Annotated in this window: 17 protein-coding genes, 1 tRNA gene and 4 pseudogenes; 13 read left to right on the top strand and 9 right to left on the bottom strand. The window is 48.3% G+C overall.

Annotation, left to right across the window (positions count from 1 at the left end; genetic code table 11):
- Window positions 1-4: 4 nt before the first annotated feature.
- The 6 genes from J5069_RS13245 (at window position 5) to J5069_RS13270 (ending at window position 4,172) form a co-directional block, all read left to right on the top strand.
- Window positions 5-406 carry a hypothetical protein gene (locus tag J5069_RS13245; protein ID WP_264644312.1) on the top strand — a complete coding sequence of 134 codons (402 nt, stop codon included), beginning with the start codon at window positions 5-7 and terminating at the stop codon, window positions 404-406.
- The gene (locus J5069_RS13250; protein WP_264644313.1) at window positions 354-1,331 is read left to right on the top strand and encodes a YscQ/HrcQ family type III secretion apparatus protein; all 978 of its coding nucleotides are present in this window, start codon (window positions 354-356) and stop codon (window positions 1,329-1,331) included. Before J5069_RS13245 ends, J5069_RS13250 begins: the two co-directional genes overlap by 53 nt.
- Before the next feature lie 94 nt (window positions 1,332-1,425).
- The gene (gene sctR, locus J5069_RS13255) at window positions 1,426-2,073 is read left to right on the top strand and encodes a type III secretion system export apparatus subunit SctR (RefSeq protein WP_264644314.1); all 648 of its coding nucleotides are present in this window, start codon (window positions 1,426-1,428) and stop codon (window positions 2,071-2,073) included.
- Entirely contained in the window at window positions 2,070-2,336 is a 267-nt protein-coding gene (locus J5069_RS13260; protein WP_264644315.1) for an EscS/YscS/HrcS family type III secretion system export apparatus protein, read from the top strand. Before sctR ends, J5069_RS13260 begins: the two co-directional genes overlap by 4 nt.
- Window positions 2,333-3,106 (top strand): EscT/YscT/HrcT family type III secretion system export apparatus protein, encoded by a 774-nt coding sequence (locus tag J5069_RS13265; RefSeq protein ID WP_264644316.1) that lies wholly within the window; start codon window positions 2,333-2,335, stop codon window positions 3,104-3,106. The genes J5069_RS13260 and J5069_RS13265 overlap by 4 nt, the downstream gene beginning before the upstream one ends.
- Window positions 3,099-4,172, top strand: a complete 1,074-nt coding sequence (locus J5069_RS13270) for an EscU/YscU/HrcU family type III secretion system export apparatus switch protein (RefSeq protein WP_264644317.1) — start codon at window positions 3,099-3,101, stop codon at window positions 4,170-4,172. The genes J5069_RS13265 and J5069_RS13270 overlap by 8 nt, the downstream gene beginning before the upstream one ends.
- Before the next feature lie 100 nt (window positions 4,173-4,272).
- Here J5069_RS13270 and J5069_RS13275 read toward each other — a convergent pair whose 3' ends face one another.
- The 3 genes from J5069_RS13275 to murP all read right to left on the bottom strand — a co-directional run bounded on the left by J5069_RS13275 (window position 4,273) and on the right by murP (window position 8,478).
- Window positions 4,273-4,605, bottom strand: coding sequence for a hypothetical protein (locus J5069_RS13275; RefSeq protein ID WP_264644318.1), 333 nt, complete (start codon window positions 4,603-4,605; stop codon window positions 4,273-4,275).
- Between the two features lie 83 nt (window positions 4,606-4,688).
- Window positions 4,689-6,356 (bottom strand): methyl-accepting chemotaxis protein, encoded by a 1,668-nt coding sequence (locus tag J5069_RS13280; RefSeq protein ID WP_264644319.1) that lies wholly within the window; start codon window positions 6,354-6,356, stop codon window positions 4,689-4,691.
- 670 nt (window positions 6,357-7,026) lie between these two features.
- On the bottom strand, window positions 7,027-8,478 hold the full coding sequence (gene murP, locus J5069_RS13285) for a PTS N-acetylmuramic acid transporter subunit IIBC (RefSeq protein WP_264644320.1): 1,452 nt from the start codon (window positions 8,476-8,478) through the stop codon (window positions 7,027-7,029).
- A gap of 136 nt (window positions 8,479-8,614) precedes the next feature.
- On the opposite strand from murP, the gene J5069_RS13290 reads away from it, so the two are divergent.
- Both J5069_RS13290 and J5069_RS13295 read left to right on the top strand, forming a co-directional pair.
- Window positions 8,615-9,553, top strand: coding sequence for a cation diffusion facilitator family transporter (locus tag J5069_RS13290; protein ID WP_264627560.1), 939 nt, complete (start codon window positions 8,615-8,617; stop codon window positions 9,551-9,553).
- A 156-nt stretch (window positions 9,554-9,709) separates the two neighbouring features.
- Window positions 9,710-10,081: a hypothetical protein gene (locus J5069_RS13295; protein ID WP_264627557.1), complete on the top strand. Its 372-nt coding sequence runs from the start codon at window positions 9,710-9,712 to the stop codon at window positions 10,079-10,081.
- A 66-nt stretch (window positions 10,082-10,147) separates the two neighbouring features.
- On the opposite strand, the gene J5069_RS13300 is transcribed toward J5069_RS13295, so the two are convergent.
- Window positions 10,148-10,756, bottom strand: coding sequence for an ATP-dependent Clp protease proteolytic subunit (locus J5069_RS13300; RefSeq protein ID WP_264644321.1), 609 nt, complete (start codon window positions 10,754-10,756; stop codon window positions 10,148-10,150).
- A gap of 91 nt (window positions 10,757-10,847) precedes the next feature.
- Window positions 10,848-11,051: pseudogene (locus J5069_RS13305) on the bottom strand (EthD domain-containing protein); the annotation flags it as partial.
- 622 nt (window positions 11,052-11,673) lie between these two features.
- On the opposite strand from J5069_RS13305, the gene J5069_RS13310 reads away from it, so the two are divergent.
- Window positions 11,674-13,398 carry an ATP-binding cassette domain-containing protein gene (locus tag J5069_RS13310; protein WP_264644322.1) on the top strand — a complete coding sequence of 575 codons (1,725 nt, stop codon included), beginning with the start codon at window positions 11,674-11,676 and terminating at the stop codon, window positions 13,396-13,398.
- A gap of 87 nt (window positions 13,399-13,485) precedes the next feature.
- On the opposite strand, the gene J5069_RS13315 is transcribed toward J5069_RS13310, so the two are convergent.
- Entirely contained in the window at window positions 13,486-13,884 is a 399-nt protein-coding gene (locus J5069_RS13315; RefSeq protein ID WP_264644323.1) for a helix-turn-helix domain-containing protein, read from the bottom strand.
- A gap of 974 nt (window positions 13,885-14,858) precedes the next feature.
- On the opposite strand from J5069_RS13315, the gene J5069_RS24225 reads away from it, so the two are divergent.
- Both J5069_RS24225 and J5069_RS24230 read left to right on the top strand, forming a co-directional pair.
- The gene (locus J5069_RS24225) at window positions 14,859-16,205 is read left to right on the top strand and encodes an SbcC/MukB-like Walker B domain-containing protein (RefSeq protein ID WP_319801679.1); all 1,347 of its coding nucleotides are present in this window, start codon (window positions 14,859-14,861) and stop codon (window positions 16,203-16,205) included.
- Window position 16,206: 1 nt separating this feature from the next.
- Window positions 16,207-17,342 (top strand): annotated as a pseudogene (locus tag J5069_RS24230) (Wadjet anti-phage system protein JetD domain-containing protein).
- Here the strand turns inward: J5069_RS24230 and J5069_RS13335 are convergent.
- A pseudogene (locus tag J5069_RS13335) lies at window positions 17,320-17,559 on the bottom strand (transposase domain-containing protein); the annotation flags it as partial. The pseudogenes J5069_RS24230 and J5069_RS13335 overlap by 23 nt on opposite strands.
- Before the next feature lie 243 nt (window positions 17,560-17,802).
- Here J5069_RS13335 and abiEi point away from each other — a divergent pair.
- Both abiEi and J5069_RS13345 read left to right on the top strand, forming a co-directional pair.
- The gene (abiEi, locus tag J5069_RS13340) at window positions 17,803-18,348 is read left to right on the top strand and encodes a type IV toxin-antitoxin system AbiEi family antitoxin (protein ID WP_264644385.1); all 546 of its coding nucleotides are present in this window, start codon (window positions 17,803-17,805) and stop codon (window positions 18,346-18,348) included.
- Window positions 18,332-19,249 (top strand): nucleotidyl transferase AbiEii/AbiGii toxin family protein, encoded by a 918-nt coding sequence (locus J5069_RS13345; protein WP_264644326.1) that lies wholly within the window; start codon window positions 18,332-18,334, stop codon window positions 19,247-19,249. Before abiEi ends, J5069_RS13345 begins: the two co-directional genes overlap by 17 nt.
- A gap of 32 nt (window positions 19,250-19,281) precedes the next feature.
- On the opposite strand, the pseudogene J5069_RS13350 reads toward J5069_RS13345, so the two are convergent.
- Together J5069_RS13350 and J5069_RS13355 are read right to left on the bottom strand one after the other, a co-directional pair.
- Window positions 19,282-19,482: pseudogene (locus J5069_RS13350) on the bottom strand (Arm DNA-binding domain-containing protein); the annotation flags it as partial.
- A 171-nt stretch (window positions 19,483-19,653) separates the two neighbouring features.
- Window positions 19,654-19,729 (bottom strand) — tRNA-Phe (locus J5069_RS13355).
- Window positions 19,730-20,335: the final 606 nt, after the last annotated feature.

The following is a 20,335-nucleotide window of genomic DNA, read 5'->3' on the forward strand; positions in this document are numbered from 1 at the left end:
ATCCATGAGTACCACACGCATTGAAGGGAGTCTGTGGCACACGCTGCCGGAACAGGAGGCGATCGACGCGGAAACCGCGATGGACGCTCAGAAATTTATGCAACTGATAGCCCAAAAGGCAACGCATTGCGCCTCTTCTCCGCTTTCACCGCATGCGCATCGCCGGCAGCGTTATCGCATGGTGACTGGCAATGGGGAAGCGATCCTGTGTGAGGTCAGCGAGCAAGCCGGTGAACTTTATCTTTGTATTCAGGTGTCTCAGCGCGAGCTGTTCGACACGTTGAGCCTTATTTCATCCTGGCTCTGCGCCCGTTTGCGCGAGGCAGGACATGCCGTTGTACTGGAGGTTGACTATGTTGAGGACGACCCGGGAAGCGTGGAGCCTGGCACAGCATCTGCCTCCTGAGGGCGTGACCGCGGGTGAATTGCATCTCGGCTTACAAACCTGGACCCGCGCTCAAACCGGGGTAGTCATTGCGCTCTCTTTTGCGCAGGGCGCAGCGGTGAGCCACGTTTGGCTGGAGGATGCCGGGTGGCGGGCACTGTGCGAGCAAATGCTGGGCACTGCTGAGGTGGCAACGGTGGATACGCTATTGCTTGAGGACATCGCGCAGTGGGCGTTGTCGCCGTTGCTGGCACAGTGCCAGGCCAGCATGGTGCGGCAGAATGCGGCACCACGCCCTTGTAGCATTCTGCCCGAACAATGGGACATCGTCGTTACCTGGCAGGTGGAACAGGTTGCCTTTCAGGCTGTGCTGTTTGGCAATACCGACGTTGGTTTTAAGCACCTGCATGCGTTGATCGTGCCTGATGACATCCCCACCGGCCCATTGCCGCCATTGCAGTGTGCGCTTTATGCCGGGGAGTGTGAGCTGCCGCTTTCTGCTTTGCAGCGGCTGACGTTGGGGGACGGGATCGCGATACAGGCGTATGGCGATCTGCGTGCAGGACATTTCGTTTTATCGCCGCTGCTGGGGCTGGCGGCGTATGTCCAGATAAACGGAGATAACACGATGCACTGTAGAGCGTTAGGCGCTGAACTCGAAAACCGCGCGATTGACATACCAGATCAACCCATCGGCGCAGAATCCATGTCGGTGGATCTTGCGGCGCTGCCGCAAAAACTGTTGGTTGAAGTGGGCCTGGTCACACTGACACTGGGATCGCTGCGAACGTTACAGGTGGGCGATACGGTGGCGGTGAATACCGAGTTCTCTCCAGAAGTAACATTGAAGTTGAATGGACGTGCCATCGGCAAAGGTGCGCTGATTGGCTGCGGCGACCGCTTTTTGGTGCAAATCCGGCAATGGTATCTCACCGCACAAGATTGAACGCGGGTGCGGTAAAGATAGGGTGAATGCCGGGTAGGTGCGTCTGGTTTAGCCGAGGTATAAGGGGGCGTGAACCCTACACTGTGGATATAACATGTCACTACCTGACTCTCCCTGGCAGTTAATTGCGCTGCTGTTTGTGCTCTCGCTGCTGCCGCTGATTATCGTTATGGGGACCTCGTTTCTCAAACTGGCGGTGGTCTTTTCCATCTTGCGTAATGCGTTGGGGATCCAGCAGGTGCCGCCGAATATGGCGCTGTATGGCCTTGCGCTGGTGCTCTCGCTGTTTATCATGGCGCCGACGCTGCTGGCGGTAAAGGCGCAGTGGCATCCGGTTGCCGTTGAGGGCGAGCCCGCCTGGATGAGCGGTTGGGACAGTCAGGCGCTAACGCCCTATCGCCACTTTCTGATTAAAAACACTGAAGATAAGCAGGTGCATTATTTTCAGAACCTGATTGCGAAAACCTGGCCGGAAGAGGCGCGTCGTGCGGTGAAGGACGACTCTTTACTCATTTTGCTGCCTGCATTCACGGTCAGCCAATTGACCCAGGCGTTTCGTATCGGCTTATTAATTTATTTGCCGTTTCTCGCCATTGATCTGCTGGTGTCCAATATCCTGCTGGCGATGGGGATGATGATGGTCTCTCCCATGACCATCGCCTTACCGTTCAAACTGCTGATTTTTCTCTTGGCCGGCGGCTGGGATCTGATCCTTTCCCAGTTAGTGCAGAGTTTCGTATGAATGAAGCCACTCTGACGCACCTGATGACCCAACTGTTGTGGATCGTCTTGCTGACCTCATTGCCGATCATTGTTGTCGCGTGTGTGGTGGGCGTATTGGTCAGCTTGTTGCAAGCGCTGACGCAGATACAGGATCAGACCCTACAGTTCATGATCAAACTGCTGGCCGTGGCGCTGATGCTGATGGCTACCTATCACTGGCTTGGCGGCATCCTGCTGGGATATACGCGCCAGGTGTTCATGCAAATAAGTGCGCATGCATGAATCTGGCGCTTAACGAAGAGATTGTGCATCTGGCGTTCCTCATGATGCGTCCACTGGGGATGACCTTGCTGTTTCCGCTGTTGCAGGCAGGAAACCTGGGGTCGCCGTTAGTGAGAAATGCGGTGTTAATGGCGATCGCATTGCCCATGATGGCGGTGGTGCCTGTGCCCCAGGATATCGGCGAGGGGTGGACATGGTTGAGCTATATCCCCGGTGAGTTGCTGATCGGGCTGGTGTTGGGCTTCTGCGGTGCGATTCCTTTTTGGGCCGTGGATATGGCGGGGTTTATTATCGATTCACTGCGTGGTGCAACCATGAGTGCGGTATTCAACCCCGCGATGTCCGTCCAGTCTTCACTTTTTGGTTTGTTGTTCAGCCAGTTTCTCTGTGCGCTGTTTTTTATTAGCGGCGGCATCAATTTGCACCTGAGCGTGCTGTATGACTCTTACCATTACCTCCCCCCCGGCAATACGCTGGCGTTTAATCAGCCCTTGCTGGATTTTATCAAGGTGGAATGGCAGGCGCTCTATCAACTGTGTTTAAGCTTCTCCTTACCGGCCGTGTTGGTGATGGTATTGGCGGATATGGCGCTGGGGTTGTTGAATCGCTCGGCGCAGCAGTTAAACGTGTTCTTTCTGGCTATGCCCATCAAAAGCCTGCTGGTATTGCTGCTGCTGATCGTGTCACTACCGTATGCGCTGCATCACTATCTGATGGAAAGTGAACGTCTCTACCAGCATGTTGGCGAGTGGTTTGCTCACCATGAGTGAGAAAACGGAGCAGCCCACCCGCAAAAGGCGGCAGGATGGTGAAAAAGAGGGCCAGGTGATCAAAAGCGTTGAGCTGACCTCCGGTGCACAACTGCTCGCCTTATTTCTCTTTTTTCATTTTTTTACTGATGTGCTGGTACAAAACATCACCTTGTTAATCCAGGAATCTCTGCGCGTTATCAATGCCCCTTTCTCCTATGCGCTGGGCACCGTTGCACGCGCGCTGGTAAAAGAGTGCGCGCTGGTGCTGCTCTATCTCGGGGCGATGGTAAGCGTTGCCACCGTTTTCAGCGTGCTGATTCAAATAGGTTTTGTGGTTGCCAGTAAGGCAGTGGGTTTTAAGGGGAGCAAACTTAACCCGGTGAACAATCTTAAACAGATTGTTTCCTGGCGCAGCGTGGTTGAACTCCTCAAATCCTGTTTGAAAGTGGTGCTGTTGTGCGTGATTTTTCTCTTGCTGTTCTATGCCTATGCGTCGACGTTTCGCGCATTGCCCTATTGTGACCCTCACTGTGCGTTACCCACTTTTTCCGCCATTATGCGTTTTATGTGGCTTGGCATGCTGGGCTTTTATCTGGTATTGGCGGTGGCGGATTACAGCTATCAGCGTTTTCATACGTTGAAGCAGCAGCGCATGAGCAAGGAGGATATCAAACAGGAAAACAAGAACAGGGAAGGCGATCCTCATATTAAACAGCGGCGTCGCGCGCTACAGCGCGAAGTGCAGAGCGGCAGCCTGGCACAAAACGTCAGGCAATCGGCGGTGATTGTGCGCAATCCGACGCATTTGGTGGTTTGCTTGGGATACGATCCCGAGACGATGCCCGTACCGCGCGTGTTGGAGAAAGGCAGGGATGCCATGGCGCAACACATTGTCGAGTTGGCGCAACGTGAGGCCATTCCGATGGTAGAGAACATCCCCCTGGCGCGTACGCTGTTTTATGATGTGAAGCGCGGCGAACGTATCCCTGATGCGCTGTTCGAACCCGTTGCCGCGCTGCTGCGTATCGTCTTGCAGATCGATTACGCCTCTCGCGAGAAGGCCGGTGGTGAGGAGCACAACTGACAGGCAAAAAAAAGACCGGGCCAAGGTACGGTGCCGGTCAAAGCGCAAAGAGAACCATAATGGAGTTGTGCTCTTTGCAAAGTCGATAAATACCGCGCGCTTACTGACTGTCAGCGTGCGTGTTGAATCCCTGGTGTAGGCCACAATTGGTCAAGAGATTTTCATACAGCCTTATTCCGATAAGCAGGCTGGTGTATTTGTTGTATAACGCGTCATGGTGCGTCTTGAGATAAGTAGAAAATGACTCTTCAGCCAGCAACCTGTTGATTTTCAGATAGCTGATTTTCAGGTGATTACAGTTGTTGATGTACACATCCAACGAGTGATACTTTTTTTGCATCATCTGCGAAAGCAGGGCCGTAATCTGCTCAAGCTCCGATAAGAACGTATCGTAATCGGTCAATATTTTCTGACGCTCTCCATGACTATCCATATCTTTTTCTTATATTTATCGTTGTATCGGGTTTTACCATAGCGTCCTGAAAGCCAGACTGTCAGGACGCGGTGCACTGTGTATCAGAAGCTTGTCCAATCGGACGTGTTTTTCTCTGTTGATCGAGATGCCGTCGGTAACATGGCGACGGGCGTTGAAGCCTGTGCCACTCTCAGCGATGACGGTGCGGTGGCATAACCAGCAACGTTGAAGACGGACACTTCTCTGACAAGCTGATCGGCTTGCTCTTTGAGACTTTGTGCCGCGGCAGCAGATTCCTCTACCAGCGCTGCGTTCTGTTGGGTGGTCTGGTCCATTTGGCTGACGGCGATCCCTACCTGTTCAACCCCGGTCGATTGCTCTGCGCTGGCGGAGCTTATCTCAGCCACGGTGTCGGTTAACTGGCGAATGGACGTGACAACCTGTTGCATCGTTTCCCCTGCCTTATTCACCAGTGAAGAGCCTTGCCCAACCCGCTCAACGCTTGCGGTAATCAGGCTTTTAATCTCCTTCGCGGCGTCTGCACTTCGCTGTGCCAGATTACGAACTTCTCCCGCCACCACGGCGAATCCACGCCCTTGTTCCCCTGCGCGGGCGGCTTCAACGGCGGCGTTGAGTGCCAATATATTGGTCTGGAACGCAATGCTATCGATAACGTTGATGATATCGGCAATGCTGCGTGAGCTCTCGTTGATGGACTTCATGGTCTCCACCACATCATCCACGACATGGCCGCCTTGCTGCGCTACCGAGCTCGCATTTTGCGCCAATACATTTGCCTGACGAGCGTTATCCGCATTATTTTTCACCGTCATCCCCAACTGCGTCATGGTTGATGAGGTCTCTTCCAGCGCACTTGCCTGCTCTTCTGTACGCGACGACAGATCGGCGTTGCCTTGGGCTATCTGCATGCTGGCGGTGGCCACGCTTTCGGCGTTGTTTCTGACGCTGACAACCATCCGCGTCAGTGCTGCCTGCATCTCCTTCATTGCCTCCAGAAGTTGGCCGATTTCATCGTGACTGTCTGCCACTATCGAACCACTGAGATCGCCGACACTGATACGCTTTGCAGAAGAAAGCGCCATGGCTAATGGGGTTGTGACGCTGCGCGTTAAGCGCCAGGCAATCAGGCACCCTACTAGCGTTGAGATAATTGACAGCAGCAACATCCAGTACAAGGCTTTGGTAATATAATCCTTGGTGATTTGCTTTGCGGTATCCACATAGGCTTCTTGTAATTCGGTAAACTCAGTAAGTTTACTAAAATAAATGCCTTGAATGTTGGCTATTTCACCAAAGACTAATGCTGTTGCCTCATCATCCCTATCTTCCATGGCATAGTTAACGGCTTTATTAATATGGATGCTGTATTCTTTTCTAATCTCAGCGAGTTGATTAAAGAAATCTCTGCCTTCCTTGGTATTGACCATTACATCAAGTTTTTTATATGTCTCACTCGCGGTGTTGGTGGTTTTGGCGATAATCTCTTTGAGGTTTTGTTTTTCTTTGGTCTGCTGTTCAGGAAGTAGAATAATGTCACGCAGAGTGCGTATGTTGGTGTTAAGGATATCCTGGATGTCACGTAACATATCCACCTTCACCATCCGATCCTCAGTGATTTCCTCAAGTTCAATTTCAATGTTCTTTATGAAAAAATAACTGAGTGAGGATAATGATAGCGTTAATATGATTAACACACCAAACCCTGAAAAAAGCCGATTGCCAATGCTCATATTTTTAAAAAAATTCATGCCAATTCCATCTGTTCTATTTATTTAATAACGTATTTTCCTACGATGATTATCTGACAGATTACCCACGAATTCCTTGCGAGGTGGGTAATGTTTCATTTAATTACAATAGGTTCCCTGGATGTTCGCAAATTCCTGATTACCGATGCATGTAGCAAGACACTAGTATAAGAAATCTGTTTGGCTATAAGCCGGAAAACATTTTTTCCATCTAAGATGAATACGGTTTTGAACCACTTATCACCTTACTGCATTTAGCTATATGTTAATTTAATGTTGTTTTTGCGCTTGTTGACATTATCCAGATATCAACGCGAAGCACGGAGTGTTGTATAGTCTCACGCTATTATAAACACAAGATCGATCGAAAAAAAACGATCGTTAAACCGTTTAATTTTTCTTATTCGATCGGTTTTTTCTATCAAGAAAATAAAAATGAATCGATTCAGCTTTGACAATCATTAAGTTAAATTAATAATTTAGAGTGCTAATTATTTCATAATGTTGTTTAGCCGAAAAAATAAGATCGCTAGTCTCGAGTTCTCAAAAGACGTCAGATAATGAGGAGAGGAGGGCGATAGCGGGCTTTTTAATTGCTTGTACTTTCATGATAGTACAATACCCCTCTCCCGACAATAACTCTTGAGCGAAGAGAGGGGCAGATAACGCATCAGGTTAAATCAACATTTTTGCTGGCGAATAACCAGGTTAAAATAAACCCAGTAATATAAGAGATGATAAGGCCAGCAATATAAATGGCCATGCCGACAAAAATGCCCTGTGCCGATGTCATCAACGGGATGGAGACCAAACCGGAGGGACCGAACACCGTATTCAGGCCGATCGGCAATCCCATCCAGGCCACCGTACCAATAAAGAAACCGCCCATGGCACCACCGCAACAGGCGGTCACAAAAGGTTTCAGACGTGGCAGCGTAACGCCATAAATCAGCGGTTCACCAATGCCCAACAGACCTGGGAAAATGGCCCCTTTGATTTGCGTACGTAACAGAGAACCTTTATCAGCGCGAACAAAAAGGGCCAGCGCTGCCCCGACTTGCCCGGCGCCTGCCATGGCGAGAATGGGAAACAGGGAGTTGAAGCCTTGTGCATCCATTAACGCGAAATAGACCGGCACAAAACCCTGGTGGATGCCGAAAACCACCGCAATCAGAAATAAGCCTGCCAAAATGGCGCTGCCAAACGGGTTGCCGTTTAAGTGCAGGAACAGCCATGACATGCCTTTAAATAGTTCGCCACCGATGGGCATGATAACGACAAAGGTTACCGCGCCGGTAATCAGCAACGTCAGGGGGGCGGTGAGGATCATATCAAGGTTGTCAGGCATGATGCGGCGCACCTGCTTTTCTACCCAGGCACCCAGCATACACGCCAGTAATACGCCGATAATATTTCCGCGCGGGTCGATGGCCAGACCAAAAAAATTCGACATCCCGGCGTAATAGCCGGTAGTGCCTTCCGGCACGTAGCGCAAGATAAACAGGGAAGCAATGATTGCACCATTGACCCCCGTTCCGCCAAAAGCCTTCTGGGTATTAAAACCAATCAGGATGCTAAGGAAAGTAAACAAACCAATGCTAAACACTTTCATGTAAGCAATCAGGCTTTTTAACCAGGCGGCCTGCGCGACACCTTCTACTACCAGCGTTTGCTGTAATAAGGTGGCAATTCCCAGTAATAAACCTGCCGCAATAAAGCCTGGAATAAGCGGCGTGAAAATCGTGGCAAACTTGGTTAGAAAGTTGTGTACTGCGCTTTTCTGCTTGGCTTTTATCTGCTGTTTGTTTTGGCTTGCCAATTGACGTAAATCGGGCGCTGTTTCACCCGTGGCTGCCGCTGGGGAAGGGGTAATCAGTAGCGCATTCATCATCTCACTGGCGGTTTGCGCTTTACCGGGGCCAAGAATGACCTGCAACTGATCGTCGCCATTTACCACTCCCAGGACGCCAGGTATTTTTTTCAGCGCGTCTAGCGCGATTAATTGGCGATCCTTTAACGTAAGTCGCAGCCGGGTCATGCAGTTACCGCAGAGAATGATATTCTCTCTTCCGCCGATGAGATGTAAAATCTCTTCGACCATCGAAACGGTTATTTTTGCCATGATTATCGTTATATCTCCTGCAATGTTAGGGGGCTAGCGGCCCAAACATCGAGCCAAAAGAGAGTGTTGTATACTTGACGGTGAGTCACGTTCTGGTTTTCCATCGCAACGCTCATTTGTGGATAAGACTATGACAATGATAACGGCAACTCCCCCCAAAAATCATGCGTCACACAGCACCGAGATAGAGCAGAAAGTCCTTAAACGTTCAATTTTATGCACCTTTTTTATTGCAAGTGCGGGGATCGTTGTTGGCCTGGTTTGCGGATCAATATCGATTATTTTTGACGGCATGTTTTCCATCCTGGATGCCGGAATGTGTTCGCTCTCTTTATTAGTCTCTCGACTGTTGGGGCAGCCCCATAGTCGTCGATTCCAATTCGGGTTCTGGCATGTTGAACCGATGGTTCTGGCATTTAATGGTTGCCTGTTGGTTATTCTGTGTTTATATGCCTTTGTTAATGCCATCAAAGGGATCATTGACGGCGGGCGCGAATTAGAACTTGGCTGGGCTATCGCCTATGCGATTACTATCAGCACCTTTTGTTTTGTGCTCTACTTCACACAGCGTCGACTGAACAAAAAAATCAAATCAGAACTGATCGCGCTGGATACTAAAAGCTGGCTAATGTCTGCCTGTATCAGTAGCGCTTTGTTATTTGCTTTTATAATTTCCTGGTTGATGGAGGGCACTCGCTACGAATACCTTACTGTTTATGCCGATCCTCTCGCACTGGCGGTTCTGACCTTACTATTAATTCCCGTCCCGGTGAAAACGGTTCTGTCCGCCGTTCGGGAAATTCTACAAATGACGCCGGACAGCCTCGACTGTAAAATTGAATCTATCATGGCACAGTTAACGCTGGAATATGGTTTTCTGGATTATTCAAACTATGCGACGCGTATCGGGCGTGGCTTATTTGTTGAAATCCATATTGTCATTCCCGAGAGTATGGCAAACAGCGGTGTGCGAAAATTTGATAAGATTCGCGATGACATTGCGCAATCCATCGGCGAAGATGGCCCCCATCGTTGGTTGACCATCTCCTTCACGCAAGATGCCAAATGGCTGTAGTAGGGCGAATCGGGGGGAAGGGGGACGATGGTTGCCGCCAGTAAACCGGTTGCGTGGTAGTAATACCTTATCGTGGACGCTGCTATCCCGGTTATCGGCATAGGGGCAGTCCAAAGTATCAGTAGGGTGTTTTTCATTGTGGAGAGGGATAACCAGATGTTTAAAGCAGGTTTTATCACTGGCGCTATTTTGCTGTTTTGTCAATTTCCCGCTCAGGCGGCAACCGACTGGCAAGTGGGTGATTTTGTCCGCCAAACTCACCGTTGGGATGAAAAATCAAACCGCTTTCTGTCGGGAGCGGCTGAAGGGGAAGGTGACGGTTGCTGGCAGATTACTGCCACCACGCCAGAAAGCATCACCATGAAACTGATAAGTGGCGTTTTTAAACCCTGGTGGACGGATAAACCCATCGCGCTTGGCGAAGTCGATGATTGGTTTGATAGCGGCGTTTACAAAGAGGCGAATCCTACTATGCCTCCGTTGTCTGAAATTAAAGCAACGTTTTCTACCGTCGCTTCTTGTCGTTAATGCGGCTTCTGGGGATTCAGTGTTGGTCGACGATCGCGACTGAATCCTCCAGAAATAAACAAAGGCTTAATCCAGATTTAGCTCGCCGTAGGTTTTCACCACGCGGGAAATAATTCCGTAATCGATCGCTTCTTGGGTGTTCATCCAGTAATTGCGATCGGTATCCTGTTTCACTTTCTCGACAGGCTGGCCGGTGGCATCGGCAATCAGATGGTTGACGCGATCGAGCATCCTGATGATTTCTTTGGCTTCGATTTCAATATCGCTAGCCTGGCCGCGCACGCCGCCCAAAGGTTGGTGGATCATAAAGCGGGTATTCGGCAGCGCGTAACGGTGATCTTTTTTAGCCGCAAGGAAAATGGTGGTGCCGGCGCTGGCAACCCAGCCGGTGCCAATAATATGGACTTCCGGTTTGATGAACTTAATCATGTCATGGATGGTGTCTGCCGCCTCAACGTGTCCCCCCTGACTATTAATATAGATTTTTATCGGCGCATCGCTGATGCTTTGCAACAGTAGAAGCTGGGTAACGACCTTCTCGGTCAGCGCCTGATTCACTTCACCGGAGATAATGATCGAGCGCGCATCCAGCAGCTTTTGCTGCATGAGGGAGCTTGTATTGGCGGAGTCCGCTTCTTTCTTATCGTCCTGTTCTTTACTGGTAATAAATTGCATGCTGTGCTTTCCTTTTCTGATGATAGCGCTAAGCATAGTCCACGAAAGGCTAAGCGGAAATAACAAGTTGTTATCTTCATTCATGGGTTTTTTACCCGGCAATCACACACCGTTCTTCGCCATACCAGAGTTGTGAATGTGCTAAATCTACGAATTTACGCTCATCCTCAATAAGCTCCTGAAGCGCGCGTAAGCCGTTCTCTGTTTTCCGGGCTGCAAGATGCGACTCCATATCGTCCCACCATAGCTCGGTACAGCCATCAAAGTCGACAGAGTCTGTATTCCTGGTGCGCTGAAGTGCGTGCGGGCGCTACTCCCTGTGACACCTTGAAAATCAAAATACGGGAACAGCTTGTGTTGATCGATTGTCAGGTTGACGCTTTGGGGCAGAGCCGGGAATTGCTGAAAGGGTTGCTTAATGGATAATGCAGAGAAAGCCTTCCTTAGAATAAGTCATTAAAGGAGGGAAGGGGCCCAATAAAGAAGTACTATCTGGCAACGACTAACTGATCGGGTGTGAGTTCTCCGACCGGGCGTTGTCCTCACTATTACTGAGTAAAATTAGTGAGGGCAATACCTGATACATACAACAACAATGAATTTTTATTTCATATAATTTTAACTTAATTATATAGCTATGATCTGACTCAAGCGAACAGTGACACGCATATGTGTTTTACATATATGCAAATGATAATAATGGAATAACTATATATTCTATTGACTTGCTGCAAAAAAAAGGCAAGTGTTAATAAGGAATCAAATTGCAGGTATTTACCAATGTTAGAATAATAAGGGAAGGTGTTTATAATGGGAAGAAAAGATATGAGTTAATTTTCGAGGATACGAGAGGGATAAGCATAGATGCTATTTGCATAATTGAGAATTGTTAATGAGTGAGTAAAGGGATAACTTCAGTGAATGATCTTGTTACGGCGATAAAAAAACAAAAAATCAGATTTATCATGGTGTTGGCTCTCATCTTGCTAGTGAAGATCTCATCAACACTACCCGCTATTATTTTAGGGAGAATTGTGGATGAATTTACCTTTATAGGGCATGAGAATGGATATCATACATTAGCACAATATCTTGTTCTTTTTGCTTTTATAGGGGTTTTTAATGCGGTTTTTTCTCCTTTGCAAATAACCTTTCTGACAAGATTTGTACAGAATACGCTTTGTTTTTTCTCTATAAATTGGATAGGAGAAATTTTTAAAAAGGACTTTGAGATTTTTAGCTCTCTGAATATAGGGAAATTAATAAAATCAATCGAAAGAGGTATTCTTGCTTACGAAAAAATCATAACATATTTCTTTAGTGTGTTATTACCGTTGATCATCGAACTCATCATTCTAAGCGCTTGGTTGATAAAAATTTCCAATTTTTACTTTTTAATTTTCATCTTTTCTTTTTCATCAATATATTTATATATCACGCATAAAATAATAAAGTGGAGAAGGAGGCATATAGATCAGCTCAATGAGATAGAGGATGAACAAACAGGCGTACTATCCAATACGTTATTGGCGGCAAAAAGCATTAAACTTGAACAAGCGTACGATTCTGCGCTAAAACCCTTAAACGCCATGTTGGAAGAATATGCGAAGAGTGCTATCAGGGTTAGCTTTTCGGGTTCTCTTTTAGTATCAGCGAAAATATTGTTTCTTACCATTACGACTTCTGCCATCATTGTATATGGCATCATGAGTGGCTATTTTTTATCTGAATCGATAACTGCTGGAGAGTTTGTATCATTGTTCACACTATCAACGATGCTATTGAATGATTTTTTTTCAATTGCTGAATCATATAGAGTGGGTGATCAGTTTTTTTCTGATAAAAAGAGCTTCGAAAAAGTATTATCATTCAGAACTTTTAAGGGAAATAAAAAAAGAAGGATCGATTTAAATAAGAGTGGTCACTCTATTGTTGTTAAACCTTTTATTTATAGTAGATATGGCGAGGTGGTATTAACGATTGAGGATGACGTTGTCATAAACTCAAAGGATAAAATAGCCATTATTGGCCCCAGTGGTTCTGGGAAAACAACCTTTTTAGAATTAATTGTTGGGGTTGATAAAAATAAAGAAGGTGTTAAGGTTTTTCTTGATGAGATATTACTCGATGATATTGTAGAGGAAGACCATTTGTCTGTTATTCGCTATGCTCCTCAACAACCCAAGTTCACTGTTGGACCTGTCAAAGAGGCGGTTTTTTTTGGTAAGGTATTACCAACGAATGTTAAGGACTATTTTAGTTCTCTTTCTATTGAATATATTTGGAGTGGAGATAAAGTTATTGATCATGACGCTAATGGGATTTCTGGAGGGGAAAGTAAAAAACTTTCTATTTTACGTATCCTTTGCAATCCAGGGAAGTTCAATTTCTTCGATGAGCCGACATCATCTGTGGATACCAAAGGGGCTGAAGGAATATGGCATTTTCTCATGCAACATCTCAAACAATATGCTGTGATTTGCGTTACCCATGATCTGAGTATTTTGAATCGGTTTGATAAAGTTATTGTCATAGATAAAGGAAAGATTGTCGCTCATGGGGCTTGGGATTCTATCTCAAAACACGCGAATGTTATCGATACTCTGACTAGATTAGAGGAAGAAAATAATGTGGCATCGTAATAAAAAAGGGTAATAACCCCAGTATCTCCCAGAGATACTTCTGCTCACGATAAGTATATTGATGATGGGGTAAGTCTTTTTATATGGTCATCTCCTTTGCCCCATATAGGTGCGAGGAGTACTCCCAGTCATATTCTTAAAAAAGGTGGTGAAAGCACTATCACTGGAAAATGCTAGAAAACTATCCACTTCAGAAATCGGTTGTGCTTCGGCTAATAATTCAATCGCCTTAAACAGTCGCCATTGTTGGCGCCATTGCTGATAGTTGAGCCCTGTTTCTTTCATCATAATGCGACTGATAGTTTTTGCGGTTGCTCCAGTGTTAACGGCTAGCGTTTGTAGGGGTGGTGGCATTTCCATATCACTCAAACAACGTAAACGTCGATCTTTTGGTAGTGGCAGAATTGTTGGTTCGCGTTGGGTACTATTAATTTCATCCTTACACACAGCCCAAATATGGGCTGCTGCGCCGTATCGCCAGTTCATTGAAAAATCTGCAAAAGCAATACGCTCTACTTAACGATTGTATGCAGCGCTATCTCCAGGTCGGTGGCGCCAATATTGATGAACTGAACGCGCGTATCAAGGACTGGCAAAAAACGCTCGGCAGTCGAGAGACTCTGGCACGCCAGTATCAACAGCTGACCCGCAATCTTGGACTGCCGCCTGATCTGAGCCAACCACAGCTGGAGGAGAATCAGCATGAAGCCGAGGCCCGATGTGAGCAGTTTGCCGATGATATAAAGCTGAAGCAGGAAGAGGTGTATCAAAAAGGCGCGCTCAGCCATCGCATTACCGAAGAACTTCTGGAACGGGAAACCGAATGCGCCGAGATCGCGCGTCGTCCGGATTCTAACCTTCCCGCGCATTATCAGGCATTTCGCAGCGAGCTGGCAAAAGCGCTGAACGTTGATGAGTCTGAACTGCCTTTCGTCGCTGAACTGATACAGGTTAAACAGGAAGAGGCGCAATGGCGTGGTGCGATTGAGCGTGCAGTCGGGAGTAACAGGCTGCGCATTCTTGTTGCGCCTGAATCTGCACAGGAAGCTCTGCACTGGGTAAACCAACGCAACAACCGTCTGCATGTGCGGCTACTGGAAGTCAAAGTACCGCACTCGCCCGTCGGGTTTTTGGTGGATGGCTTTACCCGCAAGCTGTTGTGGAAAGATCATCCGTGGCGAGAGGTTGTCAAAGCATTACTGGCAGAAAGCGACAGGCATTGTGTTGACAGCCCTGAACAACTGCGTGACACACCTCATGCTATGACGGTTCAGGGGTTAATGTCTGGGAAACAGCGTTTTTATGACAAGCAGGATCAGAAACGCCTTGATGAAGACTGGCTAACGGGATTCGATAACCGCGATCGCCTGAACTTCCTTGCCAAAGAAATTGCCGCGCTTCAGGAGCAGGTTAAAACTGCAAATGCGGCATTAGAGTTTGCGAAAGGCGAGGTAGGGCTTTTGCAAAATCAGGCCATTTTATTCCAGAAAATACAACAAATTGATTTCGATAGCATTGATGTTCCCGGCGCAAAGAGCCAACTGGAGGCGCTCAAGGAGCGCTTGGAGAATCTGATCCGCCCGAATTCTGACGCCAGTATAGCGAAAGCAAAACTTGATGAGGCTCAAACTGTTGAATCTGAACTCGATAAGCAGCTCAGAGCCGCCAATAAAGTCACTAACCGGCTGGATACCGAGCTCACCTCAGCCCGGGCCGCAGAACGTAAGGCCCAGCAAACCGCGCAACAAGGTATGCAGGATGAAGAGCGAGAGTTGTGCGCGTCACATTTTCCTGTGGCGACTCTGGAGCAACTGCCTGACATTCGTGATCTGGAACGTCAGCATGAGCGGGGAATTCAGCAAGAAATTGAGGGGGTCAAAGGTGAACTGCATCGACTGAACATTGAGTTGACCAAACGTATGTCTGAAGCCAAACGTGTGGATACCGGGGCGCTGGTTGAGGCTGGGGCTGATTTGGATGATATTCCTGTCTATTTACAGCGTTTGCAGGAACTGACAGAAGAAGCCCTGCCGGAAAAGCTTAACCGGTTCCTTGACTATCTGAATCGTTCATCTGACGACGGCGTAACGCAACTGCTCAGCCATATCGATCATGAGGTGTTGGTGATTGAAGCACGACTCAGCGAACTCAATGAAACCATGTTCAGGGTCGATTTTCAGCCGGATCGCTACCTGCGTTTGGATACCAAAAAAGTTGTCCATGAAAGTCTGCGCACGCTTGAAAAAGCGCAACGTCAGCTAAATGCCGCCCGGTTTGTTGATGATAACGGCGAGAGCCATTATAAGGCTTTGCAGGTGCTGGTGGCGCAACTGCGGGATGCCTGTGAACGCAATCGAACATTGGGGGCGAAGGCGCTGCTGGATCCCCGTTTTCGTCTGGAGTTCGCCGTATCGGTGATGGATCGTCAGAGCGGAAATGTGATTGAGTCACGTACCGGCTCGCAGGGCGGTAGCGGCGGAGAAAAGGAGATTATCGCGTCTTACGTGTTGACCGCATCACTTAGCTATGCGCTTTGTCCTGCGGGGAGCCGTTATCCGCTTTTCGGCACCATTATCCTTGATGAAGCCTTCTCCCGCAGCTCTCATGCTGTGGCGGGTAGGATCATTGCCGCGCTTAGAGAATTTGGCTTACATGCGGTATTTATCACCCCTAATAAGGAAATGCGCCTGCTGCGTGACCATACCCGGTCGGCGATTGTCGTACATCGGCGCGGTCAGGATTCAAATATGGCTTCGCTGAGCTGGGAAGAGCTTGAACAACACTACCAGCGACGGGAGAATGCGTAGAATGTATTCTCCTGATGAACTGCGAGAAAAGCTTGCCCGGCAGTGGGATAACGCCAAACTTCGGGCAGAGCGCTTACTTCCACCCGCTAACTGGCCGCTCTGCCTGCCCATTGGCAAACCTTCCGCGAAAATATTCGCAGAACAGGCTCAGCGCGTTTTACAACACGTGCAGTTATGGCGGCAAGTCGCAGTTGGGCGTGTTGAATGGGAAGAGGTCAGTTATCGGGCGAGCGACGGACCGATATCAATGCCGTTACGCTGGATCATGAATGGCCCTTCTGACTGGATCAGCGCAGCGGCAGATGCGACTGTGAGTCGGGAATTTCACTTGCTGGAGAGAATTATTGAGCAGGTTGATCCCATTTTTCATCCGCTGTTGGTCAGCCATCGTTCGCTCTGGCGGCACAAAGGCCCGCAGGACATCATCAGCGCCGCCAGGCAGAGCCTGGCTGTGCAAAAGGACTGCCGTTAAGGCTGCTTTCCGGGCAAAGGGTGGATACCAAATTTATCGAGAATAATATTTCATTATTAACCCGACTGCTGGACGTGCGTTTTTCCGGCGAAGCCAGCGAGCAGGGATTAACCACCTTTCTTGATGCTTTTGATGAGTCCAGCCACTGGGTTCTGGTTGTGCCACTATCGCCGGGCTTGCTTCCTTTTAAAAAATGCCGGGTGACGACGGCGGAACTGTTGGAAACGACATTGCCCGCGTCGCGTGTGCTGGTGATTGAAAATGAACAGTGTCTGCATCAACTTCCTGCGTTATCTGACACTATCGCGATTTTAGGGTGCGGCCTTGACGTGCAATGGTTATCCAGCTCTGTCCTGGATGAAAAGCGCGTTGCCTATTGGGGGGACATGGATAGCTGGGGGCTACTGATGCTGGCGAGAGCCAGGCGCTGTCGTCCGACGCTTGATGGCCTGCTCATGAACCGTGAGTTGTTTGAGCAATATGCTAGCCATAGCGCCGTTCCTGAACCGGTAAAAGCACAGGAAGCAATACCCGATGGTTTGCTGAATGAAGAGGCCGATCTTTATCGCTACTTAACCCACTTATCGCGTGGTCGTCTGGAGCAGGAATTTTTGCCTGTGGGGATAGTTGAAGAGGCGCTTGTTAGGTGGGGAAACGATATTTAAGGAAGTCATGTTTGTTAATCGGCCAGTCAGCGATGATGCCGAGCACCTGTTTGAGGTAACGCTCTGGATCTATCCCGTTCAGCCGGCATGTGCCTATCAGGCCATACAACAACGCACCGCGTTCACCGCCATGATCGGAACCGAAGAACAGCCAGTTTTTTCGCCCCAGATTCACCAGCCGCAGCGCATTCTCGGCGATGTTGTTATCCACCTCTGCCTGAAATGTATTCATGCATGGAACGCCAAACTGATAGCAGATATTCGGTACCTTGACTCTTGTAGTTTGGCTAAATCCTGGCTTTATGGGTTTGGGATATACGTTGCATTGAATATGCGAGCGAAATGTATTTAAGTAAACATGAATACTATCTTTAAGTGGTTTTCATGCAAACTTGACGCGTTGTTCCCATTCAAGTATACGTTAATGACACAGATGTGTGGCTTTTATGTGGACTTGATGATGGACAGAATGACAGCTATTGAGCGCTTAAACGCATTCGATAACAGCGGGCGTTATGTCTTTACCTCCCGCGATTTAGCCAAAATTTTCCATGACGATAGCACCAGAGCGTTCAATGCCGGGCTTAATCGGCTGGTGAAAGATGGCATTCTCATCCGCGCCATTCGTGGCGTGTACGTCTATGACCATGCCAAAAGCAAAGATGCCTATACGCTTGAACGCATCGTGTTAGCGCTGCGTCGGGGAGAGTATAACTATCTTAGCCTAGAATCAGCGTTATCAGCATATGGCGTGATTTCCCAAATCCCAATTGGCCGAATTACCGTAATGACGACGGGGCGTTCAGAAGAGCATAAAACGCCGTTCGGCGTGATCGAGTTCACCCACACCAAGCGGCCACCAGAGCAAATTTTACAGGACACTTATTTTGGTGATTCCCCGTTGCGGCAGGCGACGAAGAAAACCGCCGTAAGGGACTTACGCCGTGTCGGGCGCAATACGCATCTGATCGATGAGTCGGAGCTATACCATGAATCAGAAAGTTAACTTTGCCGAACTGGTCAGCAAAGCCATGGCATCCGCTGAACGGGAAGGCTTGCGCAACGTGGTGGAAAAAGAACTTTTACACTACGACATTCTCTATTGTCTGGATAATGCAGGGTTGTTGCAAAACCTGACGTTTCAGGGCGGTACATCCTTAAGGTTGTGTTACGGCGGTAATCGATTCAGCGAGGATCTGGATTTTGCCGGAGGTGTAGCATTTTCCGGTGCGGATTTAAAGAACATAAAAATCTGCATTGAGGATTATATAGGGGAGCGGTACGGCTTACAGGTCAGCGTAAAAGAGCCTAATGAATTGCGTTATGAGCCGGGTTATGAGGACATTCGCATCGATAAATGGCAGGTGTCCATCACCACTGCGCCAGAAAGACGTGATATGCCAAAGCAACGCATTAAGATTGAGGTTGCGAATATTCCTGCCTACACAAGAGTACCCATGGCGCTAACGCGCAACTATGCTGTTTTACCCGATGGGTACGCTGATACGTTGGTGATGTGCGAAACGCTTAATGAAGTGATGTGTGACAAGCTCATCGCCCTCGTCGCCACAACAAAATACATTCGCTATCGTGATATTTGGGATTTACCGTGGTTGCTCCAGCAGAACGCCTCTTATGATGTTGATCTGATCCGCCAGAAAATACAGGACTACCGCATACCAAATTATAATGAGTTGTTAGCGCATCGGCTACAGCATATAGAGCAGAGTGTAGGTGATGGGCGTTTCGATGCGGAAATGCGCCGATTTCTGCCCCCAACGGTCTTTGACAGAACGTTGGGGCGTGGAGAATTCATCGGCTATTTGATCAATAGATTAAAAACGCTCTTGGGCGCATTACAGCAGGATTTAAACGGAGTTCGCGGAGAAAAAACGTTCCTCATGTGAGCACCTTTCTGCATTTGAATGATTCAACGACATTGCTCCTGGAGGGCTGCTGCCAATGAAATCAACGGGTAAGCGCCAAAGGCGAGGCGGTTCTCTTTACGGTCGAAGGTATAGCGGAAATACCACCGCTTAGCACCATGAGTAGATATCGTTAGATAAAGCCCTAACGCATCGGTGAGCTTGTATGATTTTTCTAGGTTTTTGGCTGAGCGGATCTTGCTATCAGTCAACATGGGCGGGTCACTCCGTTCATCGAACTGAATGACCCGTAATTTGACCCACTTTTTTCCGGATACCTAGGGATAACTAAGAATGCATCGGGAAAGATTTTTATGCCACTTTGGTTGCATTACAAACACATAGGGATTTATAGGAACGCATAGGGAGGCATAAAAAAGGAGAAGTGGTGCCCGGACTCGGAATCGAACCAAGGACACGGGGATTTTCAATCCCCTGCTCTACCGACTGAGCTATCCGGGCAACGGGGCGCATTAAACCGTATTGGGTCATTGCCGTCAATGAGTTTATATCACATTCCCGTACGAATGCTGTGAATTCGAGCAGTAACGTGCGTTTTTGCAGCAAAAATGGTTTTCTGGGGTTGATAACCTGCCAGGCAAACGTTTTCTTATTCGGCGCAATCGCTGTTGGGCGTATTGTGTTTGCAAAAAAACCGTGCCACTATGACGCCGTTTTTTACTCCCCATTCACGAGCGGTTAAAGAGGGCGCCACTATGTCAGATTCATTGTGCAAGGTGCAGGCTGTACGCGCCGGGCTGTCGATGATACCTGCCTGTGGGTTCGGTTTCCGCTTGTCTGCATTCTCGCGATTATCCTCCTTCACCATGCGGTGAGGCGTTCAAATGCTCACTGTTAGGCATGAGTAAGAACAGCGCATCGCTCTGATTTTACTGATGTCTATCGGACGGGGCTGGATCCAGTTTCTCCTTACGTGTTAAGCCGTATAGGCAAAAAGCGGTATTTGTCAGTCGCACCGTCTGGTCTTGTCATAAGATTAATGTATATCTGTTTTACTATGCGGATATGCCATCTAGGCCTGACAGTGATGACGCTTTACACGGTGCC

The sequence above is a fragment of the Candidatus Symbiopectobacterium sp. NZEC127 genome, from assembly GCF_025962675.1.
Taxonomy (GTDB): Bacteria; Pseudomonadota; Gammaproteobacteria; order Enterobacterales; family Enterobacteriaceae; genus Symbiopectobacterium.

What these genes read in the sequence shown, in the direction of transcription:
- J5069_RS13245 (WP_264644312.1), top strand. Translation starts at nt 5, where the DNA reads ATGAGTACCACACGCATTGAAGGGAGTCTGTGGCACACGCTGCCGGAA.
- J5069_RS13250 (WP_264644313.1), top strand. Translation starts at nt 354, where the DNA reads ATGTTGAGGACGACCCGGGAAGCGTGGAGCCTGGCACAGCATCTGCCT.
- sctR (WP_264644314.1), top strand. Translation starts at nt 1,426, where the DNA reads ATGTCACTACCTGACTCTCCCTGGCAGTTAATTGCGCTGCTGTTTGTG.
- J5069_RS13260 (WP_264644315.1), top strand. Translation starts at nt 2,070, where the DNA reads ATGAATGAAGCCACTCTGACGCACCTGATGACCCAACTGTTGTGGATC.
- J5069_RS13265 (WP_264644316.1), top strand. Translation starts at nt 2,333, where the DNA reads ATGAATCTGGCGCTTAACGAAGAGATTGTGCATCTGGCGTTCCTCATG.
- J5069_RS13270 (WP_264644317.1), top strand. Translation starts at nt 3,099, where the DNA reads ATGAGTGAGAAAACGGAGCAGCCCACCCGCAAAAGGCGGCAGGATGGT.
- J5069_RS13275 (WP_264644318.1), bottom strand. Translation starts at nt 4,605, where the DNA reads ATGGATAGTCATGGAGAGCGTCAGAAAATATTGACCGATTACGATACG.
- J5069_RS13280 (WP_264644319.1), bottom strand. Translation starts at nt 6,356, where the DNA reads ATGAATTTTTTTAAAAATATGAGCATTGGCAATCGGCTTTTTTCAGGG.
- murP (WP_264644320.1), bottom strand. Translation starts at nt 8,478, where the DNA reads ATGGCAAAAATAACCGTTTCGATGGTCGAAGAGATTTTACATCTCATC.
- J5069_RS13290 (WP_264627560.1), top strand. Translation starts at nt 8,615, where the DNA reads ATGATAACGGCAACTCCCCCCAAAAATCATGCGTCACACAGCACCGAG.
- J5069_RS13295 (WP_264627557.1), top strand. Translation starts at nt 9,710, where the DNA reads ATGTTTAAAGCAGGTTTTATCACTGGCGCTATTTTGCTGTTTTGTCAA.
- J5069_RS13300 (WP_264644321.1), bottom strand. Translation starts at nt 10,756, where the DNA reads ATGCAATTTATTACCAGTAAAGAACAGGACGATAAGAAAGAAGCGGAC.
- J5069_RS13315 (WP_264644323.1), bottom strand. Translation starts at nt 13,884, where the DNA reads ATGAACTGGCGATACGGCGCAGCAGCCCATATTTGGGCTGTGTGTAAG.
- abiEi (WP_264644385.1), top strand. Translation starts at nt 17,803, where the DNA reads ATGGACAGAATGACAGCTATTGAGCGCTTAAACGCATTCGATAACAGC.
- J5069_RS13345 (WP_264644326.1), top strand. Translation starts at nt 18,332, where the DNA reads ATGAATCAGAAAGTTAACTTTGCCGAACTGGTCAGCAAAGCCATGGCA.